We start from the raw sequence: 19,227 nt of genomic DNA on the forward strand, positions 1-19,227 counted from the left end.
GCCCCCGGCCCAGGTCCGGGCCGGGGGCCGGGGCGGGCCGGTCGTTCAGGCGCCGATGCCGTGCCGGACCGCCCACAGCGCGGCCTGCGTCCGGTCGGCCAGGTCGAGCTTCATCAGGATGTTCGACACATGGGTCTTGACGGTCTTCTCGGACAGCACCAGCGCGCGGGCGATCTCGCGGTTGGAACGGCCGTCCGCTATCAGGCCGAGGACCTCGCGCTCCCGGTCGGTCAGCGAAGTCCCGCGGCCCTGGCCGTTGTTGCCCTCCTCCTGGGTGAGCAGCGCGCCGGCCACCTCGGGCTGGAGCAGGACGTGTCCGGCGTGTACGGAGCGGATGGCGCCGGCCAGCGCGTCCGGGTCCACGTCCTTGTAGACGTAGCCCGCCGCGCCCGCGCGAAGCGCCGGGACGACGGTGCGCTGTTCGGTGAAGCTGGTGACGACCAGCACGCGGGCCGGGTTGTCCAGTTCGCGCAGCTTGCGCAGCGCCTCGATGCCGTCCATGCCCGGCATCTTGACGTCCATCAGGACGACGTCCGGGCGCAGTTGCTCGGCGGCGGCGATGCCCTCGGCGCCGTCGGACGCCTCCCCCACCACCTCGATGTCGTCCTGGACTTCCAGGAACGTGCGCAGCCCGCGGCGGACGACCTGGTGGTCGTCGACCAACAGGACCCTGATTGCGCCGGTGTCACCCACCGGGTACCTCCATCTCGACAGCGGTGCCCTTGCCGGGCTCCGATTCCACGGTGAGCCGGCCACCGACACCGCTCGCCCGGTCGCGCATCGACACCAGGCCCAGGTGCCGCCCGGCGCGGCGGACCGCGCGGGTGTCGAAGCCGCAGCCGTCGTCGGCGACGCGCAGCAGGGCGCCCTGGCCGTGCCGTACGAGGGTCACTCCGACGCGGTCGGCGCGGGCGTGCCGCAGGGCATTGTGCAGGGCTTCCTGGGCGACGCGCAGCAGCGCCTCCTCCTGGGCGGCGGGCAGGGCCCGTACGCCCTGGGCCTCGAAGGTGACCCGGGCGTGGTGGGCGCGGTCCAGGACCTGGACCTGGGAGCGCAGGGTGGCGACGAGGCCGTCCTCGTCCAGGGCGGCGGGCCGCAATTCGACGACGGCGGCGCGCAGTTCGTCGGCGGCCTCCGCGGCGAGGGCGGCGACCTGCTGCAACTCGCCCTTGGCGCGTGCCGGGTCGCGGTCCACGAGGGCGGTGGCGGCCTGGGCGGTCAGCCGCAGCGAGAAGAGTTTCTGGGCGACGGCGTCGTGCAGTTCGTGGGCGAGGCGGGCGCGCTCCCCCGCGATGGTCAGTTCGCGGCTGCGCTCGTAGAGGCGGGCGTTGGTCAGGGCGATGGCGGCGTGCTGGGCGAGTATGCCGAGCAGCCGTTCGTCCTCGGCGGTGAAGCCGCAGCCGCCCGTGGGCTTGGGGCAGTTCTTGTTGGCGAGGAAGAGCGCGCCGAGGATCTCGTCGCCGTCGGCGACCGGCATCCCGATGAAGTCGGACATGTCCGGGTGGGCGGTGGGCCAGCCGCCGAAGCGCGGGTCGGCGCGGACGTCGGCGAGCCGCTCCGGGGTGGCGTTGTGCAGCATGGCGGCGAGGATGCCGTGCTGGCGCGGCAGCGGGCCGATGGCCTTCCACTCCTCGTCGCTGACGCCGTCGACCACGAACTGCGCGAAGCCGCCGTGATCGTCGGGCACGCCGAGGGCGGCGTACTCGGCGTCGAGCAGTTCGCGCGCGGAGGCGACGATCGTCTTGAGGACGTCGCGTACTTCCAGGTGCCTGCTCATGGCGAGGATCGCGCTGCTCACGGCGGGGATTCCGGCGCCCGGCCCGTCTCCCGGTCCGTGTCCGTCTCCCGGTCCGTTGGTCATGGCTTCACCGTACCGGCGGGGGCGTGCCGCCCGTATCGGACCACCGGCGGCCCCCGGTTAGGTCCGCGGGCCTAGGGCGAAGTGCCCTCGGCCGTCCCGCCCGCTGCCCGAGGTGGCCGGGGCCGGCCCGTTCCTAGCGTGAGCTGCACGGACGTACATCCAGGCGGAGAGAGGCGGGGACGGCCCATGCCGGTGGCAGTGATCACGGGGGCGTCGAAGGGGCTGGGGCGCGCGCTGGGCGCGGCGCTGGCCGGGCGCGGCTGGGACCTGGTGGTGGACGCCAGGTCGGCCGGGCCGCTGGAGGAGGCGGCGCGGGGGATGCGCCGGGCGGGGGCGCGGGTGGTGGCGCTGCCCGGGGACGTGGCGGACGCCGCGCACCGGGCGGAGCTGGTGGCCGCGGCCCGGGAGCTGGGCGGGCTGGACCTGCTGGTGAACAACGCGAGTGTGCTGGGCGCCGAGCCGCTGGTGCGGCTGGAGGGGCACCCGCTCGACGGGCTGCGGGCGGCGCTGGAGGTCAATGCGGTGGCGCCGCTGGGGCTCGTACAGGAGGCGCTGCCGCTGCTGCGGGCCTCGTCATTGTTCGGGACACCCGCCTCTTCTCCTTATATAGGGGACACCGAAACCTCTTCTTCCCATACCGGGACAAGTACGGGCAAATTATCCGGCTCCGGTGGGGCCGTGCTCAACATCAGCTCCGACGCGGCGGCCGAGGCGTACGAGACCTGGGGCGGTTACGGGGCGGCGAAGGCGGCGCTCGACCAGCTCTCGGCGGTGCTGGCGGTCGAGGAGCCGGGGCTGCGGGTGTGGTGGGTGGACCCGGGCGACATGCGGACGGATCTGTACGCGGCGGCCGTGCCCGCCGACGACGGCTCCGGGCGCCCGCTGCCCGGGACGGTCGTACCGGCGCTGCTGCGGCTGCTGGACGCCGGTGCGGCCAGCGGGCGGTACGCGGCGCCCGGCCTGCTGGAGGGTGCCCGGTGACCGCCGAGGTGCTGCGGGTGCCGGCGGAACTGTCCGCGCGGGAGCCCGCCGAGCGGCGCGCGCCCGGACAGGGACGGGACGGTGTGCGGCTGCTGGTCAGCCGGGGTACGGCGGAGCCGGCGCACCACGCGTTCCGGGAGCTGCCGTGGCTGCTGTCGCCCGGGGACGTGCTGGTGGTGAACACCTCGCGCACCCTGCCGGCGGCGCTCGACGGCCGGGTCGGTGACGGGCGGGGCCGCGGCGAGCCCGTGGTCGTGCACTTCTCGACGCGGGCGGACGAACGGTATCCGCGGCCGGAGGCGGCGGCCGGGGACTGGGCCGTGGAGCTGCGGACGCCGGACGGCCGCGGCGCCACGCGGCAGCGGGCGGGCGGCCCGGCGGGCACGGTGGTGCGGCTGCCGGGCGGCGCGCGGCTGGAGCTGCGGGCGCCGGTGGACCCCGGGAGCGTACGGCTGTGGTGGGGGCGGGTGTCGGGGGCGCCGGTCCTGGACGTGCTGCGCCGGTACGGGCGGCCGATCCGGTACGGCTACACGGACCGGGACCAGCCGCTGGCCGCGTACCAGACGGTGTTCGCGGTGGGCTCGCGCGACGGCGGCGGCAGCGCGGAGATGCCGAGCGCGGCCCGGCCGTTCACCGCGTCGCTGGTGGCGCGGCTGGTGAGCGGCGGGGTGCAGATCGCGCCGGTGACGCTGCACACGGGGGTGGCGTCGGCGGAGGCGTACGAGCCGCCGTATCCGGAGCGCTTCGAGGTGCCGCCGTCCACGGCGTGGCAGGTCAACGCGGCGCGGGCGCATCGGCTCGGGGCGCGAAGCGCCTCCGCTGAAGGGCGGGGGCGGGTGACGGGTGGGCGGGTGGTGGCGGTGGGCACGACGGCCGTACGGGCGCTGGAGAGCGCCGCCAGCGCGGACGGGCGGATACGGGCGGCGTCCGGGTGGACGGACCTGGTCGTCACCCCGGAGCGCGGGGTGCGGGCGGTGGACGGACTGCTGACCGGGCTGCACGAGCCGCAGGCGTCGCACCTGCTGATGCTGGAGGCGGTCGGCCGGGCGGCGGCGGGCGGCGCGGCCTTCGGGGACGCGCTGTGCCGGGCGTACGCGGAGGCGGTACGGCACCGGTACCTGTGGCACGAGTTCGGGGATCTCCATCTCGTCGTGCCGTCCTGAGCTCCAGACTCGGAGCATGTCGACACCAACGAGGAACTGGACACCGACCCACGGCGATCCCTACCGGTCGGTGCCGTACCGGCCCGAGCGGATGCCCGCCGGCGAATCGCTGGCCCGCGCCGCCGAGCTGCGCGAGCGGATGGACCGGCGGCGGACCGTCCGGCAGTTCTCCGCCGATCCGGTGCCGGAGCAGGTGGTGAAGGACGCCATCGCCTGCGCGGCCACCGCGCCCTCCGGGGCGCACCAGCAGCCCTGGACGTTCGTCCTGGTCAAGGACGCTCAGGTGCGGCGGCGCATCCGGGAGGCGGCGGAGGAAGAGGAACGTATCTCCTACGCCGGACGGCTCGGCGAGGAGTGGCTGACGGCGCTGCGGCCCCTGGGTACGGACGAGATCAAACCGCATCTGACCGACGCGCCCCACCTGATCGTGGTCTTCCAGCAGCGGTACTGGCTGGGCGAGGACGGCGCCAGGCACAAGCACTACTACGTGGACGAGTCGGTGGGCATCGCGGTCGGGATGCTGCTGTCCGCGCTGCACCTGTCGGGCCTGGCGGCGCTGGTGCACACACCGAGCCCGATGCGCTTCCTCCAGGAGGTGCTGGGGCGGCCCGCCAACGAGAAGGCGTTCGCGGTGATCCCGGTCGGATATCCGGCGAAGGACTGTCGGGTACCGGATCTGGTCCGAAAGACCCTGGACCAGGTGCTGGTGGAGATCTAATTCACTCACTGACTGTGCGAGTGCAATCACGCCGGGCAGTTAAACCTGCTGCCCGGTGTGACGCCGCACATAGGACCTACGTCACTTACGAACGGCATTAGTGCTTTGTGGCGCGTGTACGACCTTTGGATGATGCGGGGTGTACCTGGGATTGACCCGGTAAGGACGCGATATCCGCGCCCCGGGTTCCACTAACCAGGATCGTAATCCGGCTCTTTGCTCGGCGAATTTTCGGCCGCTAACAATGACTCCCGTCGCTCGGCGCCGTGGACAGAACTCGGCGTTCATCGCCTTTCCCGGCCACAGCGGCGCAACCCATTGGAAGAGGTCTTACTCCGCATGTCCAAGCACGCCATTCCCGGTTACGGCCGCCTCAACCGGACGCACAAGCTCTCGGCCGCCGGCGTCGCCGCGGCCGGTGCCGCCGCCCTGGTCTTCGCCGTCGTACCGGGCTCGGCCGACGCCAAGGAGGGCCACGACCAGGCCGCCGTCCAGAACGTCAAGCCGGTCGCCTTCAGCGCGGTCGACAACGCCGCCAAGACCCAGCAGGACACCATCGGCAAGCAGGCGGACGCCTCCGCCCAGCAGGCCGAGAAGGACGCCGCCGAGGCCAGGAAGAAGGCCGAGGACGAGGCCAAGGCGAAGCAGGAGGCCGACGCCAAGGCCAAGGCCGACCAGGAGCGCAAGGACCAGGAAGGCGCGAGCCGGTCCGCCGACCGCGCCGCCGCCCCCGCCCCGGAGCCGGCCAAGTCCTACAGCAACGACCTGGACGGCTGGATCCGGGAGTCGCTGGACATCATGCAGAAGCAGGGCATCCCCGGCTCCTACGACGGCATCTACCGCAACATCATGCGGGAGTCGACCGGCAACCCGCAGGCCGTCAACGGCTACGACTCCAACGCGCAGCAGGGCACCCCGTCCAAGGGCCTGCTCCAGGTCATCGACCCGACCTTCCAGGCGTACCACGTCGACGGCACGTCCTGGGACATCTTCGACCCGGTCGCCAACATCACCGCCGCGTGCAAGTACGCCGCCGCGACCTACGGCTCGATGGACAACGTCAACTCGGCGTACTGAGCCCGACCGGCGCGCCGCGGGCCGCCGGCCGCGCGCCTGGACGCGAACGTGAGACCGCCGAGGGGCGGCACCCACAGTGGGTGCCGCCCCTCGGCGCTTGTCGTCGGGTGCGCTACTTGCGCATGACCTCCGGCTCGTGGCGGCGCAGCAGCCGGGCCACGACGAAGGCGAGGGCCACGCCGAGCGCGACGAGGATGATCAGGTCCATGCCGCAGACGCTCGCCTCGTGCTTCCACAGCGGGTCGGGGTTGCCCGCCTCCCACGGCAGCAGCGTGTTCATGTCGGCGGTGGCGCCCATCGCGGCCACCGCCCAGCGGGACGGCATCAGCCAGGCCACCTGGGCGACGCCGACCGTGTCGAAGAGCTGGAAGAGCACGCCGGTGAAGACCACCTGGACGATGGCGAACATGACCAGCAGCGGCATGGTCTTCTCGGCGGTCTTGACCAGCGCCGAGATGATCAGGCCGAACATCATCGAGGTGAAGCCGAGCGCGATGACCGCGAGCGCCATCTCGACGGCCGGCAGGTCCTTGAACAGGACGCCCTCGGTGGGCATCTTGCGCGGGGCGAAGCCGATCGCCGCGATGATCACGCCCTGGAAGGCGGTGACCACGCCGAGCACGATCACCTTGGACATCAGATACGCGGAGCGCGACAGGCCGGTGGCCCGTTCGCGCTCGTAGATGACCCGCTCCTTGATCAGCTCGCGGACCGAGTTGGCGGCGCCCGAGAAGCACATGCCGACCGCGAGGATCAGCATGATCGTGCTGGCGTCGCGGTTGGGGCCCTTGGGCCCGTACCCCAGGCCGTGCTGGCTGGGGATGAGGATGGAGACCACGCCGAGCACGGCCGGCAGGATCAGCATCAGGCCGAGGAAGCCGCGGTCGGAGGCGAGCACGGAGACATAGCGCCGCATCAGCGTCCACAGCTGCGAGCCCCAGCTCTGGGACTTCTGCATCCGGACCGGGGGTGCCTGGACGGACACCGACTGCGGGGCGACGGCGTCGATGTCCGCGGCGTACATCTGGTAGTGCGGGGAGCCGCGCCAGCGGCCCATCCAGTCGTAGTCGCGGTAGTTCTCGAAGGCGGAGAAGACGTCCGCCCAGGAGTCGTACTGGAAGAAGTTCAGCGCCTCCTCCGGCGGGCCGAAGTAGGCCACGCCGCCGCCCGGCGCCATCACCAGCAGCTTGTCGCACAGTGCCAGCTCGGCGACGGAGTGGGTGACCACCAGGACCGTACGGCCGTCGTCGGCGAGGCCGCGCAGCAGCTGCATGACGTCGCGGTCCATGCCCGGGTCCAGGCCGGAGGTCGGCTCGTCCAGGAATATCAGGGACGGCTTGGTCAGCAGTTCCAGGGCGACCGAGACGCGCTTGCGCTGGCCGCCGGACAGGGAGGTGACCTTCTTGTCCCGGTGGATGTCGAGCTTCAGCTCGCGCAGCACCTCGTCGATGCGCGCCGTGCGCTCGGCCTCGGCGGTGTCGCCGGGGAAGCGCAGCTTGGCCGCGTACTTCAGGGCCTTCTGGACGGTCAGCTCCTTGTGGAGGATGTCGTCCTGCGGGACCAGGCCGATGCGCTGGCGCAGCTCGGCGAACTGCTTGTAGAGGTTGCGGTTGTCGTAGAGGACGTCGCCCTGGTCGGCGGGCCGGTAGCCGGTCAGCGCCTTGAGCAGGGTGGACTTGCCGGACCCGGACGGGCCGATGACCGCGACCAGGGACTTCTCCGGGACGCCGAAGGAGACGTCCTTGAGGATCTGCTTGCCGCCGTCGACGGTGACGGTCAGGTGGCGGGCGGAGAAGGAGACCTCGCCGGTGTCGACGAACTCCTCCAGCCGGTCGCCGACCAGCCGGAAGGTGGAGTGGCCGACGCCGATGATGTCGTTCGGGCCGACCGGTGCCTTGCCGGACTTGGGGACCGGCTGGCCGTTGATGTACGTGCCGTTGTGGCTGCCGAGGTCGTGGATCTCGAAGCGGCCGTCGGGCGTGGCCCGGAACTCGGCGTGGTGCCGGGAGACCTGGAGGTCGGAGACGACCAGCTCGTTCTCCAGCGCGCGGCCGATGCGCATGACGCGGCCGAGGTCGAGGCGGTGGAACGTGGTCGGGCTGCGGTCGCCGTAGACCGGCGGGGCAGCGGCGCGGGACGGGTCGGCGGGGGGCTGCTGGGCCACGGGGGGCTGCTGCGCCTGAACGGGACCGCTCTGGGGCGGCTGCTGCTGGGCGTACGGGGCCTGCGGCTGGTTCCAGCCCTGCTGCGGCACCTGCTGGGCCGGGGCCTGGTGCGGTGCCTGGTAGACGGGGGCCTGGTGGACCGGCGGCTGCTGGGCCTGCGGCGGCGCGGCCCACCCCGGCCCGGCCTGCTGCTGGGGCGCGGGCCGGACCTGCGGCGAAGCCATCGCGGTCTGCGCGCTGTGGACGCCCGCGGCCGGCGCGGCGCTGCCCGACAGGGTCAGCCGGGGGCCGTCCGTGGCGTTGCCGAGATGCACCGCGGAGCCGGGGCCGATCTCCATCTGGTGGATCCGCCGGCCCTGGACGTACGTGCCGTTGGTGCTGCCCTGGTCTTCGATGACCCAACTGCGCCCGCCCCAGCGCACGGTGGCGTGCCGCCAGGAGACCCTGGCGTCGTCCAGCACCATGTCGCCCTGCGGATCTCTGCCCAAGCTGTAGGACCGGGACGGGTCGAGCGTCCAGGTCCGTCCGTTCAATTCGAGTACGAGTTCAGGCACTCCATGCCCCATTACATAGTCCCCCGAGTGACGCCCTGTATGGGAAGTCTAGGGATGGCGAACATCGTGAGGAACTATTTCAGGCGCGGTGCCCGGAGCCAAAAATCCGGTCCGACAAGGTCATGAGCCGGTTGCGTTGACGGCGGCGAAAGGCCCACGGAGAGTGGTAAGCGCCCACGGATGCGTACGGATCATGGCATCTCGTGCGTTCGGGGCGACTCGGCTCGGATCGGGAGGCTGTCGATGACCGCCGCGAGGACCGCACGAATCCGCTGGGGCGATGTGGTGCTGTCCGCCGTCGCCGCCGTCAGCTGGGCGTTCCTGGCGATGGCCGGAGTGGCGGCGCTGGGGCTGCAGCTGCTCGGCGCCGACTCGGCGGCGTCGCTCGGCCCGCTGACGGCCGCGGCGGTGGTCCTGGCCGTGGGCGGCTCGGTGACGCCGTCGGGCGATGTGAGCGCGTTCGGGCTCCAGGGGCAGGCGGCCGAATCCGCCGTTGACATTGCGCCGTTGGGTGTGAGTCTGGTGGGGGCCCTGGTGCTGGGGTGGGTGTTCGCCCGCTCGCTGCGCCGGGCCGGCGCGACCATCGGCGCGGGTGAACTCGCGGCACGCGTGGGGGTATTGGTGGCCCTGTTCGTCGGGCTGCTGGCCTTCCTGGCCTGGGCCGGGCACGACTCCGTGACGATCGACGGCAAGACGCTGGCCGGGCTGGGCGGGCTCGTCGGCGGCGGAGGCAGCGGTGGCGGCAGCGGCGGCGGTGACGGCGGGCTGCTGGACAGGCTCCGGGACGGCCTGGGCGGCCTCGGGGTCGGGGACGGCGACGGCGGCGGGCTGCCGGAGCGGGTCGCCGACCTCATCGGCGCCGAGGCGTCCGTCGGGTTCGCGGTGAACACCGGCGCCTCCCTCGTCGGCGGCGCGGTGTGGGTGCTGGGCGTGCTGGTGATCGCGGTGCTGGCGTACCGGCGGGCGCCGCTGCCCCGCGCGCTCACGGCCGCCCACCGCTTCGTGCGTCCCGCGGCGTCGGCGCTGGTGACGGTGCTGCTCGTGGCGGTGGCCGCGGGCCTGGCGGCGGCCGGGTACGCGGCGATCGGCGACGACCATCCCCGGCGGGTGCTGGGCGCGGCGCTGCTCGCCGCCCCCAACGGCGTGTGGCTCGCGATTCCGCTGGGCCTCTTCGTCCCCTGGCACGGCAGCGCGTCCGGCGTGCTCACCCGCTTCCTGCCCGACCCCGTGGACCGGCTCCTCGACGGGCGCGGCGAGGCGCAGCTGACCATCGGGCGGCTCGCCGAGCTGGACGGGCGGGTGTGGCTGCTGCCGGTCGCCGCCGCGCTGATGATGCTGCTGGCGGGCGTCTTCACGGCCGTCCGTACGCCGCGGGAGGGCGTCCGGACGCTGCCGTTCGCGCTGCGGTGTGCGGCGGGGCTGGGCGCGCTGACGGCGCTGACGCTGCCGCTGCTGGTGCACCTGACCGGCGTCTCGGCGAACGCGAGCCTGTCCGTCTTCGGGTTCGACGCGTTCGGGGCGGGGCTGGAGCTGCGCGGGAGCGTGGCGGCGGCGTTCGCGCTGGGGGCGGTGTGGGGTGCGGCGGCGGGCCTGGTGGGCGGGCTGCTGGCGGGCGCCACCGGGGCCGCCGGGCGGCGGGCGGTGCGGCTGCCGGACCAGGCGGAACCGCCGCCGGAGGACGTACGGGCAGCCGGCCGGGGCCCGGGCCAAGACGCCTTCACACGGGGCTACGGCCACCAGGACTCCGGTTCCCGGGACTACCCCGACGCCGCCTACCGGCCCGGCCCGTACACCCCCTCCCCCTCGTACCGGCCGTCGCACGCAGACACCAACCCGTACTTGCGTCCGGACGAGAAGCCGCCCGGCACCGCCGCCGCGCCGCCCCAGCAGTCTCCCCCTGCGCAGAACTGGCCACCCCCGCCCCCGGGCCGGCCCCCGCAGACCCAGACCTGGCCACCGCCGCCCGAACGGCCCCCGCACGCCCAGGACTGGGGCCCGCCCCCCGCCGGGCACGCGGCGCCGACGGCCCGCCGCCCCGCGAGCAGGCCGCCGGAGGCGCCCCCGCCGCCCGATTCCCGCCCCACGGTGGGCGGCGGGTACGGGCCGCCCCCTCCCCCGCGCCCTCCGGTGCCGCCGAAGCCGCGCGGCAGGCAGCGGCAGCGGCGGGAGGACCCGCCCGACGGGCCACCGCCGCCCGGACGCCCGGGAGAAGGGCGCTGAGGGGCGGAGCGTCCGTACCACGGACACCTGTACGGGAGCCGGCGCGGGCCGGTTACCGTAAGAGCACCATGAGCGCATCGCAGATCCCGCCTGCCACCGCCGTACCGGGCGACGACGTACCGACCCTTCTCGTCAAGATCTTCGGCAAGGACCGGCCCGGCATCACCGCCGGGCTCTTCGACACTCTCGCCGCCTACTCCGTCGACGTCGTCGACATCGAGCAGGTGGTCACCCGGGGCCGCATCGTGCTGTGCGTCCTGGTCACCTCGCCCGTGCCGGCCGGCGGCTCGTCCGGCGTCACCGAGGGCGACCTGCGGGCCACCGTGCACAGCTGGGCCGAGTCGCTGAACCTCCAGGCCGAGATCATCTCCGGCCGGGGCGACAACCGGCCGCGCGGCACCGGCCGCTCGCACGTGACCGTGCTCGGCCACCCGCTCACCGCGGAGTCCACCGCCGCCATCGCCGCCGCGATCACCGGCACCGGCGGCAACATCGACCGTATCTTCCGGCTCGCCAAGTACCCCGTCACCGCCGTGGAGTTCGCGGTCTCCGGCACCGCGACCGAGCCGCTGCGCACCGCGCTGGCCACCGAGGCGGCCGCGCTCGGCGTGGACGTCGCGGTGGTCGCCTCCGGACTGCAGCGCCGGGCGCAGCGCCTGGTCGTGATGGACGTCGACTCCACCCTCATCCAGGACGAGGTCATCGAGCTGTTCGCGGCGCACGCGGGCTGCGAGGCCCAGGTCGCCGAGGTCACGGCGGCGGCCATGCGCGGCGAGCTGGACTTCGAGGAGTCGCTGCACGCGCGCGTCGCGCTCTTGAAGGGGCTGGACGCGGGGGTGGTGGAGCTGGTGCGCAAGGAGGTACGGCTCACGCCCGGCGCGCGGACGCTCGTACGCACCCTCAAGCACCTCGGTTACCAAGTCGGCGTCGTCTCGGGCGGGTTCACGCAGGTCACCGACGCGCTTCAGGAGGAGCTGGGGCTGGACTTCGCGTCCGCCAACACGCTGGAGATCGTGGACGGCAAGCTCACCGGCCGGGTGACCGGCGAGATCGTCGACCGGGCGGGCAAGGCCCGGCTGCTGCGCCGCTTCGCCCAGGAGGCCGGCGTACCGCTCGCGCAGACCGTGGCGATCGGCGACGGCGCCAACGACCTCGACATGCTGAACGCGGCGGGCCTGGGTGTCGCCTTCAACGCCAAGCCCCTGGTGCGCCAGGCCGCGCACACGGCGGTGAACGTACCGTTCCTGGACACCGTGCTGTACCTGCTCGGCATCACCCGCGAAGAGGTCGAGGCGGCGGACACGCACGACGACTGAGGGCGGGGCGCCGCCGGTCACCCGCCGGCGGCGCCGGTCCGGATCGGACCGCGGCCTCCGCACGGCGAGGGCCCCGGCGCCCGCCCGAGGCGCCGGGGCCCTTCGTGGTTTCGTCGGGACCGGTCAGGCGTGCGGTGCCCAGAACGCGACCAGGCGGCCGACGCCGTGCTCGACCGACTTCCAGGAGCCAGTGAAGGTCAGTACGGCGATCGAGGAGGTCGGGAAGCCGCTGCGGTTCATCCGGGACAGCAGATCGCCCTCGGCCTCACCCGCCAGCGCGTCGGCGAGCCCGTGCATCCCGGGGTTGTGGCCGACCAGCATCAGGTCGTGCACGTCGTCGGAGGTCTCGTTCAGCACCGCGATCAGCTCGCCGACGGAGGCTTCGTAGAGCCGCTCCTCGTAGACGGTCTTGGGGCGCTGCGGCAGCTCGCCCACGGCGAGCTTCCAGGTTTCGCGCGTACGCGCGGCGGTCGAGCACAGGGTCAGGTCGGGGGTGATCCCGGCTCCGGCCAGCCAGTGACCGGCGACCGGGGCGTCCTTGCGGCCTCGCTCCGCGAGGGGGCGCTCATGGTCGCTCTCCTGCGACCAGTCGGCCTTGGCGTGGCGGAGCAGGACAATCCGGCGAGGTGTTTCGGCGCTCATGTGTCCAGCTTCGCACGAAACGCAGCGCGGGGCGCGAGGTGTTGGGGCGCTCCCCCCGCAGGGTGAACGCGCCGACGGCGGCGCGCGGTCACCGGCCTCAGGCTCCGATGCCGACGAGGCGGGCGAGGAATTCGAGCACCGGCGCCAGGCTCGGGGAGGCGCCCGCCGCGTGCGCCGGGGAGGGGGCCGTCATGACGACGAGCAGCGTGACGAAGGAGACGACGGCCAGGGTCAGGGCCCACCACGGCAGGCCCGTACGCGCACCCGGGCGGCGGGGGACGGACGGCCTGCTGGACACGGCGGACATCGGCGGCCTCCGGGGACGTGGGCGGGGACGACGCGGCCGCGTGGTGCGGCCGCGCCCACCGCAGCGGCACGGTGTGTGTCGAACCTACGGTCCCCGGGCGGCCGTTCCCATCCGGTACGCCACCCAGTTGCCCCTGACCCTGGCCCCCTAGGGGATGGTGGGGCTGTCCCCACCCCGGCCCCGCCCTCCCGCCGCGGGCGGACGCCGGACGGGAGCGGACGCCGGACGCGGGCGGCGCTTTCGGTGCGTCAGGGGGAGGCGAGACTGGCGATGACGGCGATGACGGCGGTCACGGCGAGCATCGCGCCCAGCACGATGAGCAGCTTCTTCTGTCCGCCCGGCGGATTCGGTTCGAGCACTGGCATGGCTTCAGTGTCGCACCCGGGCCTCGTCCTCCAGCCGCCGGTCCCGGCCCGCCAGCATCCCGACCGCCATCTGCGGCACCATCAGCCCGGCCATCAGCGCGATCGGCAGCCCCCAGCCGCCGCTGTGCTGGTAGAGGGTGGCCACCAGGAGCGGTCCGGGTATGGAGATCAGGTAGCCGACGCTCTGGACGAAGGCGGACAGCCGTACGACGCCCTCGGCGCTGCGCGCCCGCATCCCGATCATGGTCAGGGCCAGCGGGAAGGAGCAGTTGGAGATGCCCATCAGCAGCGTCCAGGCCCAGGCGCCGGAGGCCGGCGCGAGCCACAGGCCCGCGTAGCCGGCCAGCCCGCACAGGCCGAGGCCGACGGCCAGCGGGCCCTGGTTGCCCAGCCGGGTGGCCAGCCGGGGCAGGACGAAGGACAGCGGTACGCCGATCGCCATGGTGACGGCGAGCAGGACGCCCGCGGTGCCCGCCGGGACCCCGGCATCGCGGAAGATCTGCGCCATCCAGCCCATGGTGATGTAGGCGGCGGTGGCCTGGAGGCCGAAGAAGACGGCCAGCGCCCAGGCGGTCGGCGAGGTGCTGACCCGCAGCGCGGCCGGTGCGGCGGGCGCCGCGGCGGCCGGCCCGTGCTCGCCCTTGCGGCCGCGTACGACGGTCAGCCACGGCAGGACGGCGAGCGCGGCCAGCACCGCCCACACCGCGAGGCCGGACTGCCAGCTGCCGCTGAGCACGGCCGTGACGGGAACGGTCAGCGCCGCGGCGAGCGCGCTGCCCAGGGCCAGCGCCATCGAGTACAGGCCGGTCAGCGAGCCGACGCGGTCCGGGAACCAGGTCTTGATGACCACCGGCAGCAGGACGTTGCTGATCGCGATGCCGGCCAGGGCGAGAGCGGTGGCGGCGAGGAAGCCGGGGGTGCTGCCGGTGTAGGGCCGTACGACGACGCCGACGGCTATCGCGGTCATCCCGGCGCAGACGACCGCGCCGGGGCCCCAGCGCCGGGCCAGCCGCGGGGCGGCGGTGCCGAAGACGGCGAAGCACAGGGCCGGTACGGAGGTGAGCAGGCCGGCGACGGCCGCGCTCATGCCCAGGCCGGACCGTACCTCTTCCATGAGCGGGCCGAGGCTGGTGATGGCCGGGCGGAGGTTGAGGGCGGCCAGGACCAGCCCGACGATCATGATGAGCGGCAGTCCTCGCCCGACGGCCGGGCCGCGGGCCGGTTCCGGTGCCGCGGCCGGTGCGACGGGGGCGGCCGGTGCGGCCGGGGCGTTCGTGTGCTGCTCCGGCGGGGCGCCGGAGGGCCCGGCGGCGGAGCCGAGTGTCGCTAGGGAGTCGTCTGCCATGGACTCATCATAGAATCATAGGATGAATAGGTGTCCAGGTTTCTCGCCCGGTTCCCGTGCCCGGCGGGCTCGCTATCCTCTCGCGGTGCCCACCGATGGCCCCCCGGCCCCCGCCCCCCTGGAGCGCTGACATGCCACTGACCTCACCCCGGCGCTCCGCGCTGGCGGACCAGGTGATCACCCAGCTGCGGTCCCAGATCACCTCCGGTGAATGGCCGGTGGGCTCCCGCATCCCCACCGAGCCCGAGCTGGTCGACCAGCTCGGAGTGGCCCGCAACACCGTCCGCGAGGCCGTACGGGCACTGGCGCACAACGGCCTGCTGGACATCCGCCAGGGCTCGGGCACGTACGTGGCGGCGACCAGCGAGCTGGCCGGGGTGATGAACCGCCGCTTCGCGGACGCCGACCCGGGGCACGTGGCGGAACTGCGCAGCGCGCTGGAGGCGACGGCGGCCCGGCTGGCCGCCCGGCGGCGTACCGACCAGGATCTGCGTCAGCTCGACACCGCGCTGGAGCGGCGTGAGCGGGCCTGGGAGTCCGGCGCGGCGACGGCGTTCGTGGAGGCCGACGTGACGCTGCACATGGCGGTCGTCGCGGCCTCCCACAACGAGGTGCTGGCCGAGCTGTACGCCGACCTCGGGGGCGTACTGCGGGAGTTCCTGCGCGCCGACGTGGGGGACGTGCTGCGGCCCGAGGCGTACGTCGACCACGCGCGGCTGGTGACGGCGATCCGCGACGGCGACGGCGAACGGGCGGCGGCCGAGGCGGGCGCGCACCCCTTCGGCTGCCGGCTCGACGCGCGGCGCAGCGGCTGACCACCGGCGTCCCCCGACGCGCGCTGCCCGCCCCGGCGGACCGGGACGGGCAGCGTTGCGGCATTCGCGTCGCTTACGGGATGTCAGGCACCCATCATGTGCACGCCGCCGTCGACGTGCACGATCTCGCCGGTGGTCTTGGGGAACCAGTCCGAGAGCAGGGCGACGACACCGCGGCCGGCCGGCTCCGGGTCGGTCAGGTCCCAGCCGATCGGCGCGCGGGTGGACCACACGTCCGTCAGCTCCTCGAAGCCGGGGATGGAGCGCGCCGCCATCGACTTGATCGGGCCCGCCGAGACCAGGTTGCAGCGGATGTTCTTCGGGCCCAGGTCGCGGGCGAGGTAGCGGGAGGTGGCCTCCAGCGCCGCCTTGGACACGCCCATCCAGTCGTACTTCGGCCAGGCCATCTGCGCGTCGAAGTCCATGCCGACGACCGAGCCGCCGCGCTTCTCCAGCAGCGGCAGCAGCGCCATCGTCAGGGCCTTGAGCGAGTACGCGGAGACCTCGACGGCCGTGGCGACCGACGCCCACTCGGTGTTCAGGAAGTTGCCGCCCAGCGCGTCCTGCGGGGCGAAGCCGATGGAGTGCACGACGCCGTCGAGCTGGTCGTCGCCGAAGTGCTCGGTGACCTTGGCGGCCAGGCCGTCCAGGTGCTCCTTGTTCTGCACGTCCAGCTCGATGACCGGAGCGGGCTTCGGCAGCCGCTTGGCGATGCGCTCGACGAGGGAGAGCCGGCCGAATCCGGTCAGCACGACCTCGGCGCCCTCCTCCTGCGCCAGCTTGGCGACGTGGAAGGCGATCGAGGCGTCCGTGAGGACCCCGGTGACCAGGATGCGCTTGCCTGCGAGGATTCCACTCATGCTGATCAGTGACCCATGCCCAATCCGCCGTCTACGGGAATGACGGCTCCGGTGATGTACGCGGCCTCGTCGGAGGCCAGGAAGCGGACCGAGGCGGCGATCTCCTCGGGCTGCGCGTAACGCGCGAGCGGCACCTGCTTGACGATGCCTTCCCGCTGCTCGTCGCTGAGCGCACGGGTCATGTCGGTGTCGACGAAACCGGGCGCGACGACGTTCACGGTGATGTTACGGCTGCCCAGCTCACGGGCGAGCGAGCGGGCGAAGCCCACCAGGCCGGCCTTGGAGGCGGCGTAGTTCGCCTGGCCCGCGGAGCCCAGCAGGCCCACGACGGACGAGATCAGTACGACACGGCCCTTGCGCGCCCGCAGCATCGCGCGGTTGGCGCGCTTGACCACCCGGAACGTACCGGTGAGGTTGGTGTCGAGGACCGAGGCGAAGTCCTCCTCGGACATCCGCATCAGCAGTTGGTCGCGGGTGACGCCGGCGTTGGCCACCAGCACCTCGACCGCGCCCTGCTTCTCCTCGATCTCCTTGTAGGCCTGCTCGACCTGCTCGGCGTCCGTGATGTCGCACTTCACGGCCAAAAATCCCTCGGGCGGCTCCCCCGAGCGGTAGGTGATGGCGACCTTGTCGCCTGCCTCGGCGAAGGCCCGGGCGATGGCGAGGCCAATGCCGCGGTTTCCTCCGGTGACCAGAACCGAGCGGCTCAAGAGATCACCCTTTCCGTGTCCTGTCCGACCTGCGTTCGCTACGAAACTATCGGTCACCGGCCTCGTACGGAGAATCGAGCACGGACAGGCGCGCACGCCGGTCACTGTCGGGTCCCTACAGAAGACACCGCCGTCCGGGTCCCCCGCGGGGTGGGCCGCGCGCGCCCGGCAGGGCATGATTCAAGGCGCCGACCACGGGAGGACGCCTTGCCTGCCACACCTCGTTCGATCGACGAGACCTTCCTCGCGCTGCCCCTGCACGCACTGGCCGACGCCGCGCTGGCGCGGGCCCGCGCGCTGGGCGCGGCCCACGCGGACTTCCGCCTGGAGCGGGTGCGCACCGCCACCTGGAGGCTACGGGACGCCAGACCGTCGGAGGCCTCCGACACCACGGACCTGGGCTACGCGGTGCGCGTGGTGCACAACGGCGCCTGGGGATTCGCGTCCGGCGTGGACCTGACGATGGACGCCGCGGCACGGGTGGCCGGGCAGGCGGTGGCGATGGCGAAGCTGTCGGCGAAGGTCATCGAGGCCGCGGCCGCCACCGAGAGAGTCGAGCTGGCGGACGAGCCGGCCTATCCGGACCGCACATGGATCTCCTCGTACGAGATCAACCCCTTCGACGTACCGGACGCCGACAAGACCGGGCTGCTCGCCGAGTGGAGCGCCCGGCTGCTGGCCGCGCCGGGCGTGGCACACGCGGACGCCTCGCTGATGACCGTCCAGGAGAACAAGTTCTACGCGGACACGGCGGGCACCGGCACCACCCAGCAGCGGGTACGGCTGCACCCGCAGCTGACGGCGGTCGCGGTGGACCCGTCGAGCGGCGAGTTCGACTCCATGCGCACCCTGGCGCCGCCCGTGGGCCGCGGCTGGGAGTACCTGACCGGCGACCACTACGACTGGGACACCGAACTGGAGCAGCTCCCGCCCCACCTCGCCGGAAAACTGCGCGCCCCCGGCGTCGAGCCCGGCCGCTATGACCTGGTCGTGGACCCGTCCAACCTGTGGCTGACCATCCACGAGTCCATCGGCCACGCCACCGAACTGGACCGCGCGCTCGGCTACGAGGCGGCGTACGCGGGCACCTCCTTCGCCACCTTCGACCAGCTCGGCGAACTGGCCTACGGCTCCCCGGTGATGAACGTGACCGGCGACCGCACCGCCGAACACGGCCTGGCCACGATCGGCTACGACGACGAGGGCGTGGCCGCCCAGTCCTGGGACCTGATCAAGAACGGCACCCTGGTCGGCTACCAACTCGACCGCCGCATCGCCAAACTCACCGGCGCCCCCCGCTCCAACGGCTGCGCCTACGCGGACTCCCCCGCCCACGTCCCCGTCCAGCGCATGGCGAACGTCTCCCTGCAACCCGCCCCCCAAGGCCCGTCCACACAGGAGCTGATCTCCGGGGTGGAGCGCGGCATCTATGTGGTGGGGGACCGCTCCTGGTCGATCGACATGCAGAGGTACAACTTCCAGTTCACACAGCAAAGGGCCTACCTCATCCGGGATGGGCAGCTTTGCGGACAGCTCCGGGATGTTGCCTATCAGGGAAGTACTACGGAGTTCTGGGGGTCGATGGAGGCCGTCGGGGGGCCGGAGACGTACGTTCTCGGAGGGGCGTTCAACTGCGGGAAGGCGCAGCCGGGGCAGATTGCGGCGGTGTCGCATGGGTGCCCCACCGCGCTGTTCCGGAACGTGAACATCCTGAACACCTCCAGCGAGTCCGGCCGCTCGTAGCAAGATCGCTGAGGAGGGCCGAAGTCAGCACCAGGTCGACACGGCACCACGGGGAACCACCTTCGGAGAACCGCCTACGACCGCCTACGCGACGTCGCCCCAGTCGTCGCCCATGTCGCCCTCCTCCGGTGTCAGCCGGGGCGGGGCGATGAGCCCTCTGAAGGGCACCAGGTTCAGCCCCAGTCGGTTGTGCATGGCCGGGGCACCTCGTTCCATAGCCCTGCGGACGAGGTGCCCATAGACCAGCTCCGTCGTCCGCGTGGTCCGGTGCCCCACCCAGGCCGCGACCTCTACTGACCTTGAATGCGTGATGTCGTCATGGTGGGGCGGGGGTGAGTCCGGTGCCGGTGAGGCAGCCGTCGATCACGTCGCTGCGGTACTGAAG

17 protein-coding genes are annotated in these 19,227 nt (G+C 72.9%); 8 read left to right on the forward strand and 9 right to left on the reverse strand.

Annotation, left to right across the window (positions count from 1 at the left end; all coding sequences use genetic code 11):
• Positions 1–45 precede the first annotated feature (45 nt).
• Positions 46–693: a response regulator gene (locus tag ACFV57_RS41575; protein WP_385244130.1), complete on the reverse strand. Its 648-nt coding sequence runs from the start codon at positions 691–693 to the stop codon at positions 46–48.
• Entirely contained in the window at positions 686–1,861 is a 1,176-nt protein-coding gene (locus ACFV57_RS41580; RefSeq protein WP_385244133.1) for a GAF domain-containing sensor histidine kinase, read from the reverse strand. The genes ACFV57_RS41575 and ACFV57_RS41580 overlap by 8 nt, the downstream gene beginning before the upstream one ends.
• A 186-nt stretch (positions 1,862–2,047) precedes the next feature.
• Here ACFV57_RS41580 and ACFV57_RS41585 point away from each other — a divergent pair, with 186 nt between their 5' ends.
• The 4 genes from ACFV57_RS41585 (at position 2,048) to ACFV57_RS41600 (ending at position 5,800) form a co-directional block, all read left to right on the forward strand.
• Positions 2,048–2,842, forward strand: coding sequence for an SDR family NAD(P)-dependent oxidoreductase (locus tag ACFV57_RS41585; RefSeq protein WP_385244136.1), 795 nt, complete (start codon positions 2,048–2,050; stop codon positions 2,840–2,842).
• A complete protein-coding gene (locus ACFV57_RS41590) occupies positions 2,839–4,005 on the forward strand; it encodes an S-adenosylmethionine:tRNA ribosyltransferase-isomerase (RefSeq protein ID WP_385244138.1) in 1,167 nt (388 codons plus the stop codon). Before ACFV57_RS41585 ends, ACFV57_RS41590 begins: the two co-directional genes overlap by 4 nt.
• Positions 4,006–4,021: 16 nt before the next feature.
• Entirely contained in the window at positions 4,022–4,723 is a 702-nt protein-coding gene (locus ACFV57_RS41595; RefSeq protein WP_385244140.1) for a nitroreductase family protein, read from the forward strand.
• A gap of 339 nt (positions 4,724–5,062) precedes the next feature.
• On the forward strand, positions 5,063–5,800 hold the full coding sequence (locus ACFV57_RS41600; RefSeq protein WP_385244142.1) for a transglycosylase SLT domain-containing protein: 738 nt from the start codon (positions 5,063–5,065) through the stop codon (positions 5,798–5,800).
• Between the two features lie 112 nt (positions 5,801–5,912).
• Here the strand turns inward: ACFV57_RS41600 and ACFV57_RS41605 are convergent, their stop codons facing one another.
• Positions 5,913–8,531: an FHA domain-containing protein gene (locus tag ACFV57_RS41605; RefSeq protein WP_385244145.1), complete on the reverse strand. Its 2,619-nt coding sequence runs from the start codon at positions 8,529–8,531 to the stop codon at positions 5,913–5,915.
• Between the two features lie 231 nt (positions 8,532–8,762).
• Here ACFV57_RS41605 and ACFV57_RS41610 point away from each other — a divergent pair, with 231 nt between their 5' ends.
• Positions 8,763–10,739, forward strand: a complete 1,977-nt coding sequence (locus ACFV57_RS41610) for a streptophobe family protein (RefSeq protein ID WP_385244148.1) — start codon at positions 8,763–8,765, stop codon at positions 10,737–10,739.
• A 68-nt stretch (positions 10,740–10,807) separates the two neighbouring features.
• Positions 10,808–12,055 (forward strand): phosphoserine phosphatase SerB, encoded by a 1,248-nt coding sequence (serB, locus tag ACFV57_RS41615; protein WP_385244152.1) that lies wholly within the window; start codon positions 10,808–10,810, stop codon positions 12,053–12,055.
• A gap of 123 nt (positions 12,056–12,178) precedes the next feature.
• On the opposite strand, the gene ACFV57_RS41620 is transcribed toward serB, so the two are convergent.
• From ACFV57_RS41620 to ACFV57_RS41635, 4 genes are all read right to left on the reverse strand, one after another.
• Entirely contained in the window at positions 12,179–12,697 is a 519-nt protein-coding gene (locus ACFV57_RS41620) for a SixA phosphatase family protein (RefSeq protein ID WP_385244155.1), read from the reverse strand.
• Between the two features lie 97 nt (positions 12,698–12,794).
• Complete coding sequence (locus tag ACFV57_RS41625; RefSeq protein WP_385244158.1) at positions 12,795–13,004, reverse strand: hypothetical protein; 210 nt, start codon at positions 13,002–13,004, stop codon at positions 12,795–12,797.
• A gap of 248 nt (positions 13,005–13,252) precedes the next feature.
• Positions 13,253–13,369, reverse strand: coding sequence for an SGM_5486 family transporter-associated protein (locus ACFV57_RS41630; protein ID WP_275126387.1), 117 nt, complete (start codon positions 13,367–13,369; stop codon positions 13,253–13,255).
• A 4-nt stretch (positions 13,370–13,373) separates the two neighbouring features.
• Positions 13,374–14,714 (reverse strand): CynX/NimT family MFS transporter, encoded by a 1,341-nt coding sequence (locus tag ACFV57_RS41635; RefSeq protein WP_385244161.1) that lies wholly within the window; start codon positions 14,712–14,714, stop codon positions 13,374–13,376.
• A 131-nt stretch (positions 14,715–14,845) separates the two neighbouring features.
• Here ACFV57_RS41635 and ACFV57_RS41640 point away from each other — a divergent pair, with 131 nt between their 5' ends.
• Positions 14,846–15,529: a FadR/GntR family transcriptional regulator gene (locus tag ACFV57_RS41640; RefSeq protein WP_385244164.1), complete on the forward strand. Its 684-nt coding sequence runs from the start codon at positions 14,846–14,848 to the stop codon at positions 15,527–15,529.
• Between the two features lie 83 nt (positions 15,530–15,612).
• Here ACFV57_RS41640 and fabI read toward each other — a convergent pair whose 3' ends face one another.
• Positions 15,613–16,389 (reverse strand): enoyl-ACP reductase FabI, encoded by a 777-nt coding sequence (fabI, locus tag ACFV57_RS41645; protein WP_385244167.1) that lies wholly within the window; start codon positions 16,387–16,389, stop codon positions 15,613–15,615.
• A gap of 5 nt (positions 16,390–16,394) precedes the next feature.
• Positions 16,395–17,099 carry a 3-oxoacyl-[acyl-carrier-protein] reductase gene (fabG, locus tag ACFV57_RS41650; RefSeq protein ID WP_385244170.1) on the reverse strand — a complete coding sequence of 235 codons (705 nt, stop codon included), beginning with the start codon at positions 17,097–17,099 and terminating at the stop codon, positions 16,395–16,397.
• 207 nt (positions 17,100–17,306) lie between these two features.
• Between fabG and ACFV57_RS41655 the strand changes: the two genes are divergently transcribed.
• Positions 17,307–18,842: a TldD/PmbA family protein gene (locus ACFV57_RS41655; RefSeq protein WP_385244173.1), complete on the forward strand. Its 1,536-nt coding sequence runs from the start codon at positions 17,307–17,309 to the stop codon at positions 18,840–18,842.
• Positions 18,843–19,227: the final 385 nt, after the last annotated feature.

The organism is Streptomyces sp. NPDC059788 (assembly GCF_042732265.1).
In the GTDB taxonomy this organism is placed as follows: domain Bacteria; phylum Actinomycetota; class Actinomycetes; order Streptomycetales; family Streptomycetaceae; genus Streptomyces.

Bases quoted from the DNA above. Each gene is read 5' to 3' on its own strand.
- ACFV57_RS41610 (WP_385244148.1), top strand. From the start codon at position 8,763: ATGACCGCCGCGAGGACCGCACGAATCCGCTGGGGCGATGTGGTGCTG.
- ACFV57_RS41585 (WP_385244136.1), top strand. From the start codon at position 2,048: ATGCCGGTGGCAGTGATCACGGGGGCGTCGAAGGGGCTGGGGCGCGCG.
- ACFV57_RS41625 (WP_385244158.1), bottom strand. From the start codon at position 13,004: ATGTCCGCCGTGTCCAGCAGGCCGTCCGTCCCCCGCCGCCCGGGTGCG.
- ACFV57_RS41640 (WP_385244164.1), top strand. From the start codon at position 14,846: ATGCCACTGACCTCACCCCGGCGCTCCGCGCTGGCGGACCAGGTGATC.
- fabI (WP_385244167.1), bottom strand. From the start codon at position 16,389: ATGAGTGGAATCCTCGCAGGCAAGCGCATCCTGGTCACCGGGGTCCTC.
- ACFV57_RS41620 (WP_385244155.1), bottom strand. From the start codon at position 12,697: ATGAGCGCCGAAACACCTCGCCGGATTGTCCTGCTCCGCCACGCCAAG.
- serB (WP_385244152.1), top strand. From the start codon at position 10,808: ATGAGCGCATCGCAGATCCCGCCTGCCACCGCCGTACCGGGCGACGAC.
- ACFV57_RS41630 (WP_275126387.1), bottom strand. From the start codon at position 13,369: ATGCCAGTGCTCGAACCGAATCCGCCGGGCGGACAGAAGAAGCTGCTC.
- ACFV57_RS41600 (WP_385244142.1), top strand. From the start codon at position 5,063: ATGTCCAAGCACGCCATTCCCGGTTACGGCCGCCTCAACCGGACGCAC.
- ACFV57_RS41580 (WP_385244133.1), bottom strand. From the start codon at position 1,861: ATGACCAACGGACCGGGAGACGGACACGGACCGGGAGACGGGCCGGGC.
- ACFV57_RS41635 (WP_385244161.1), bottom strand. From the start codon at position 14,714: ATGGCAGACGACTCCCTAGCGACACTCGGCTCCGCCGCCGGGCCCTCC.
- ACFV57_RS41605 (WP_385244145.1), bottom strand. From the start codon at position 8,531: ATGGGGCATGGAGTGCCTGAACTCGTACTCGAATTGAACGGACGGACC.
- ACFV57_RS41595 (WP_385244140.1), top strand. From the start codon at position 4,022: ATGTCGACACCAACGAGGAACTGGACACCGACCCACGGCGATCCCTAC.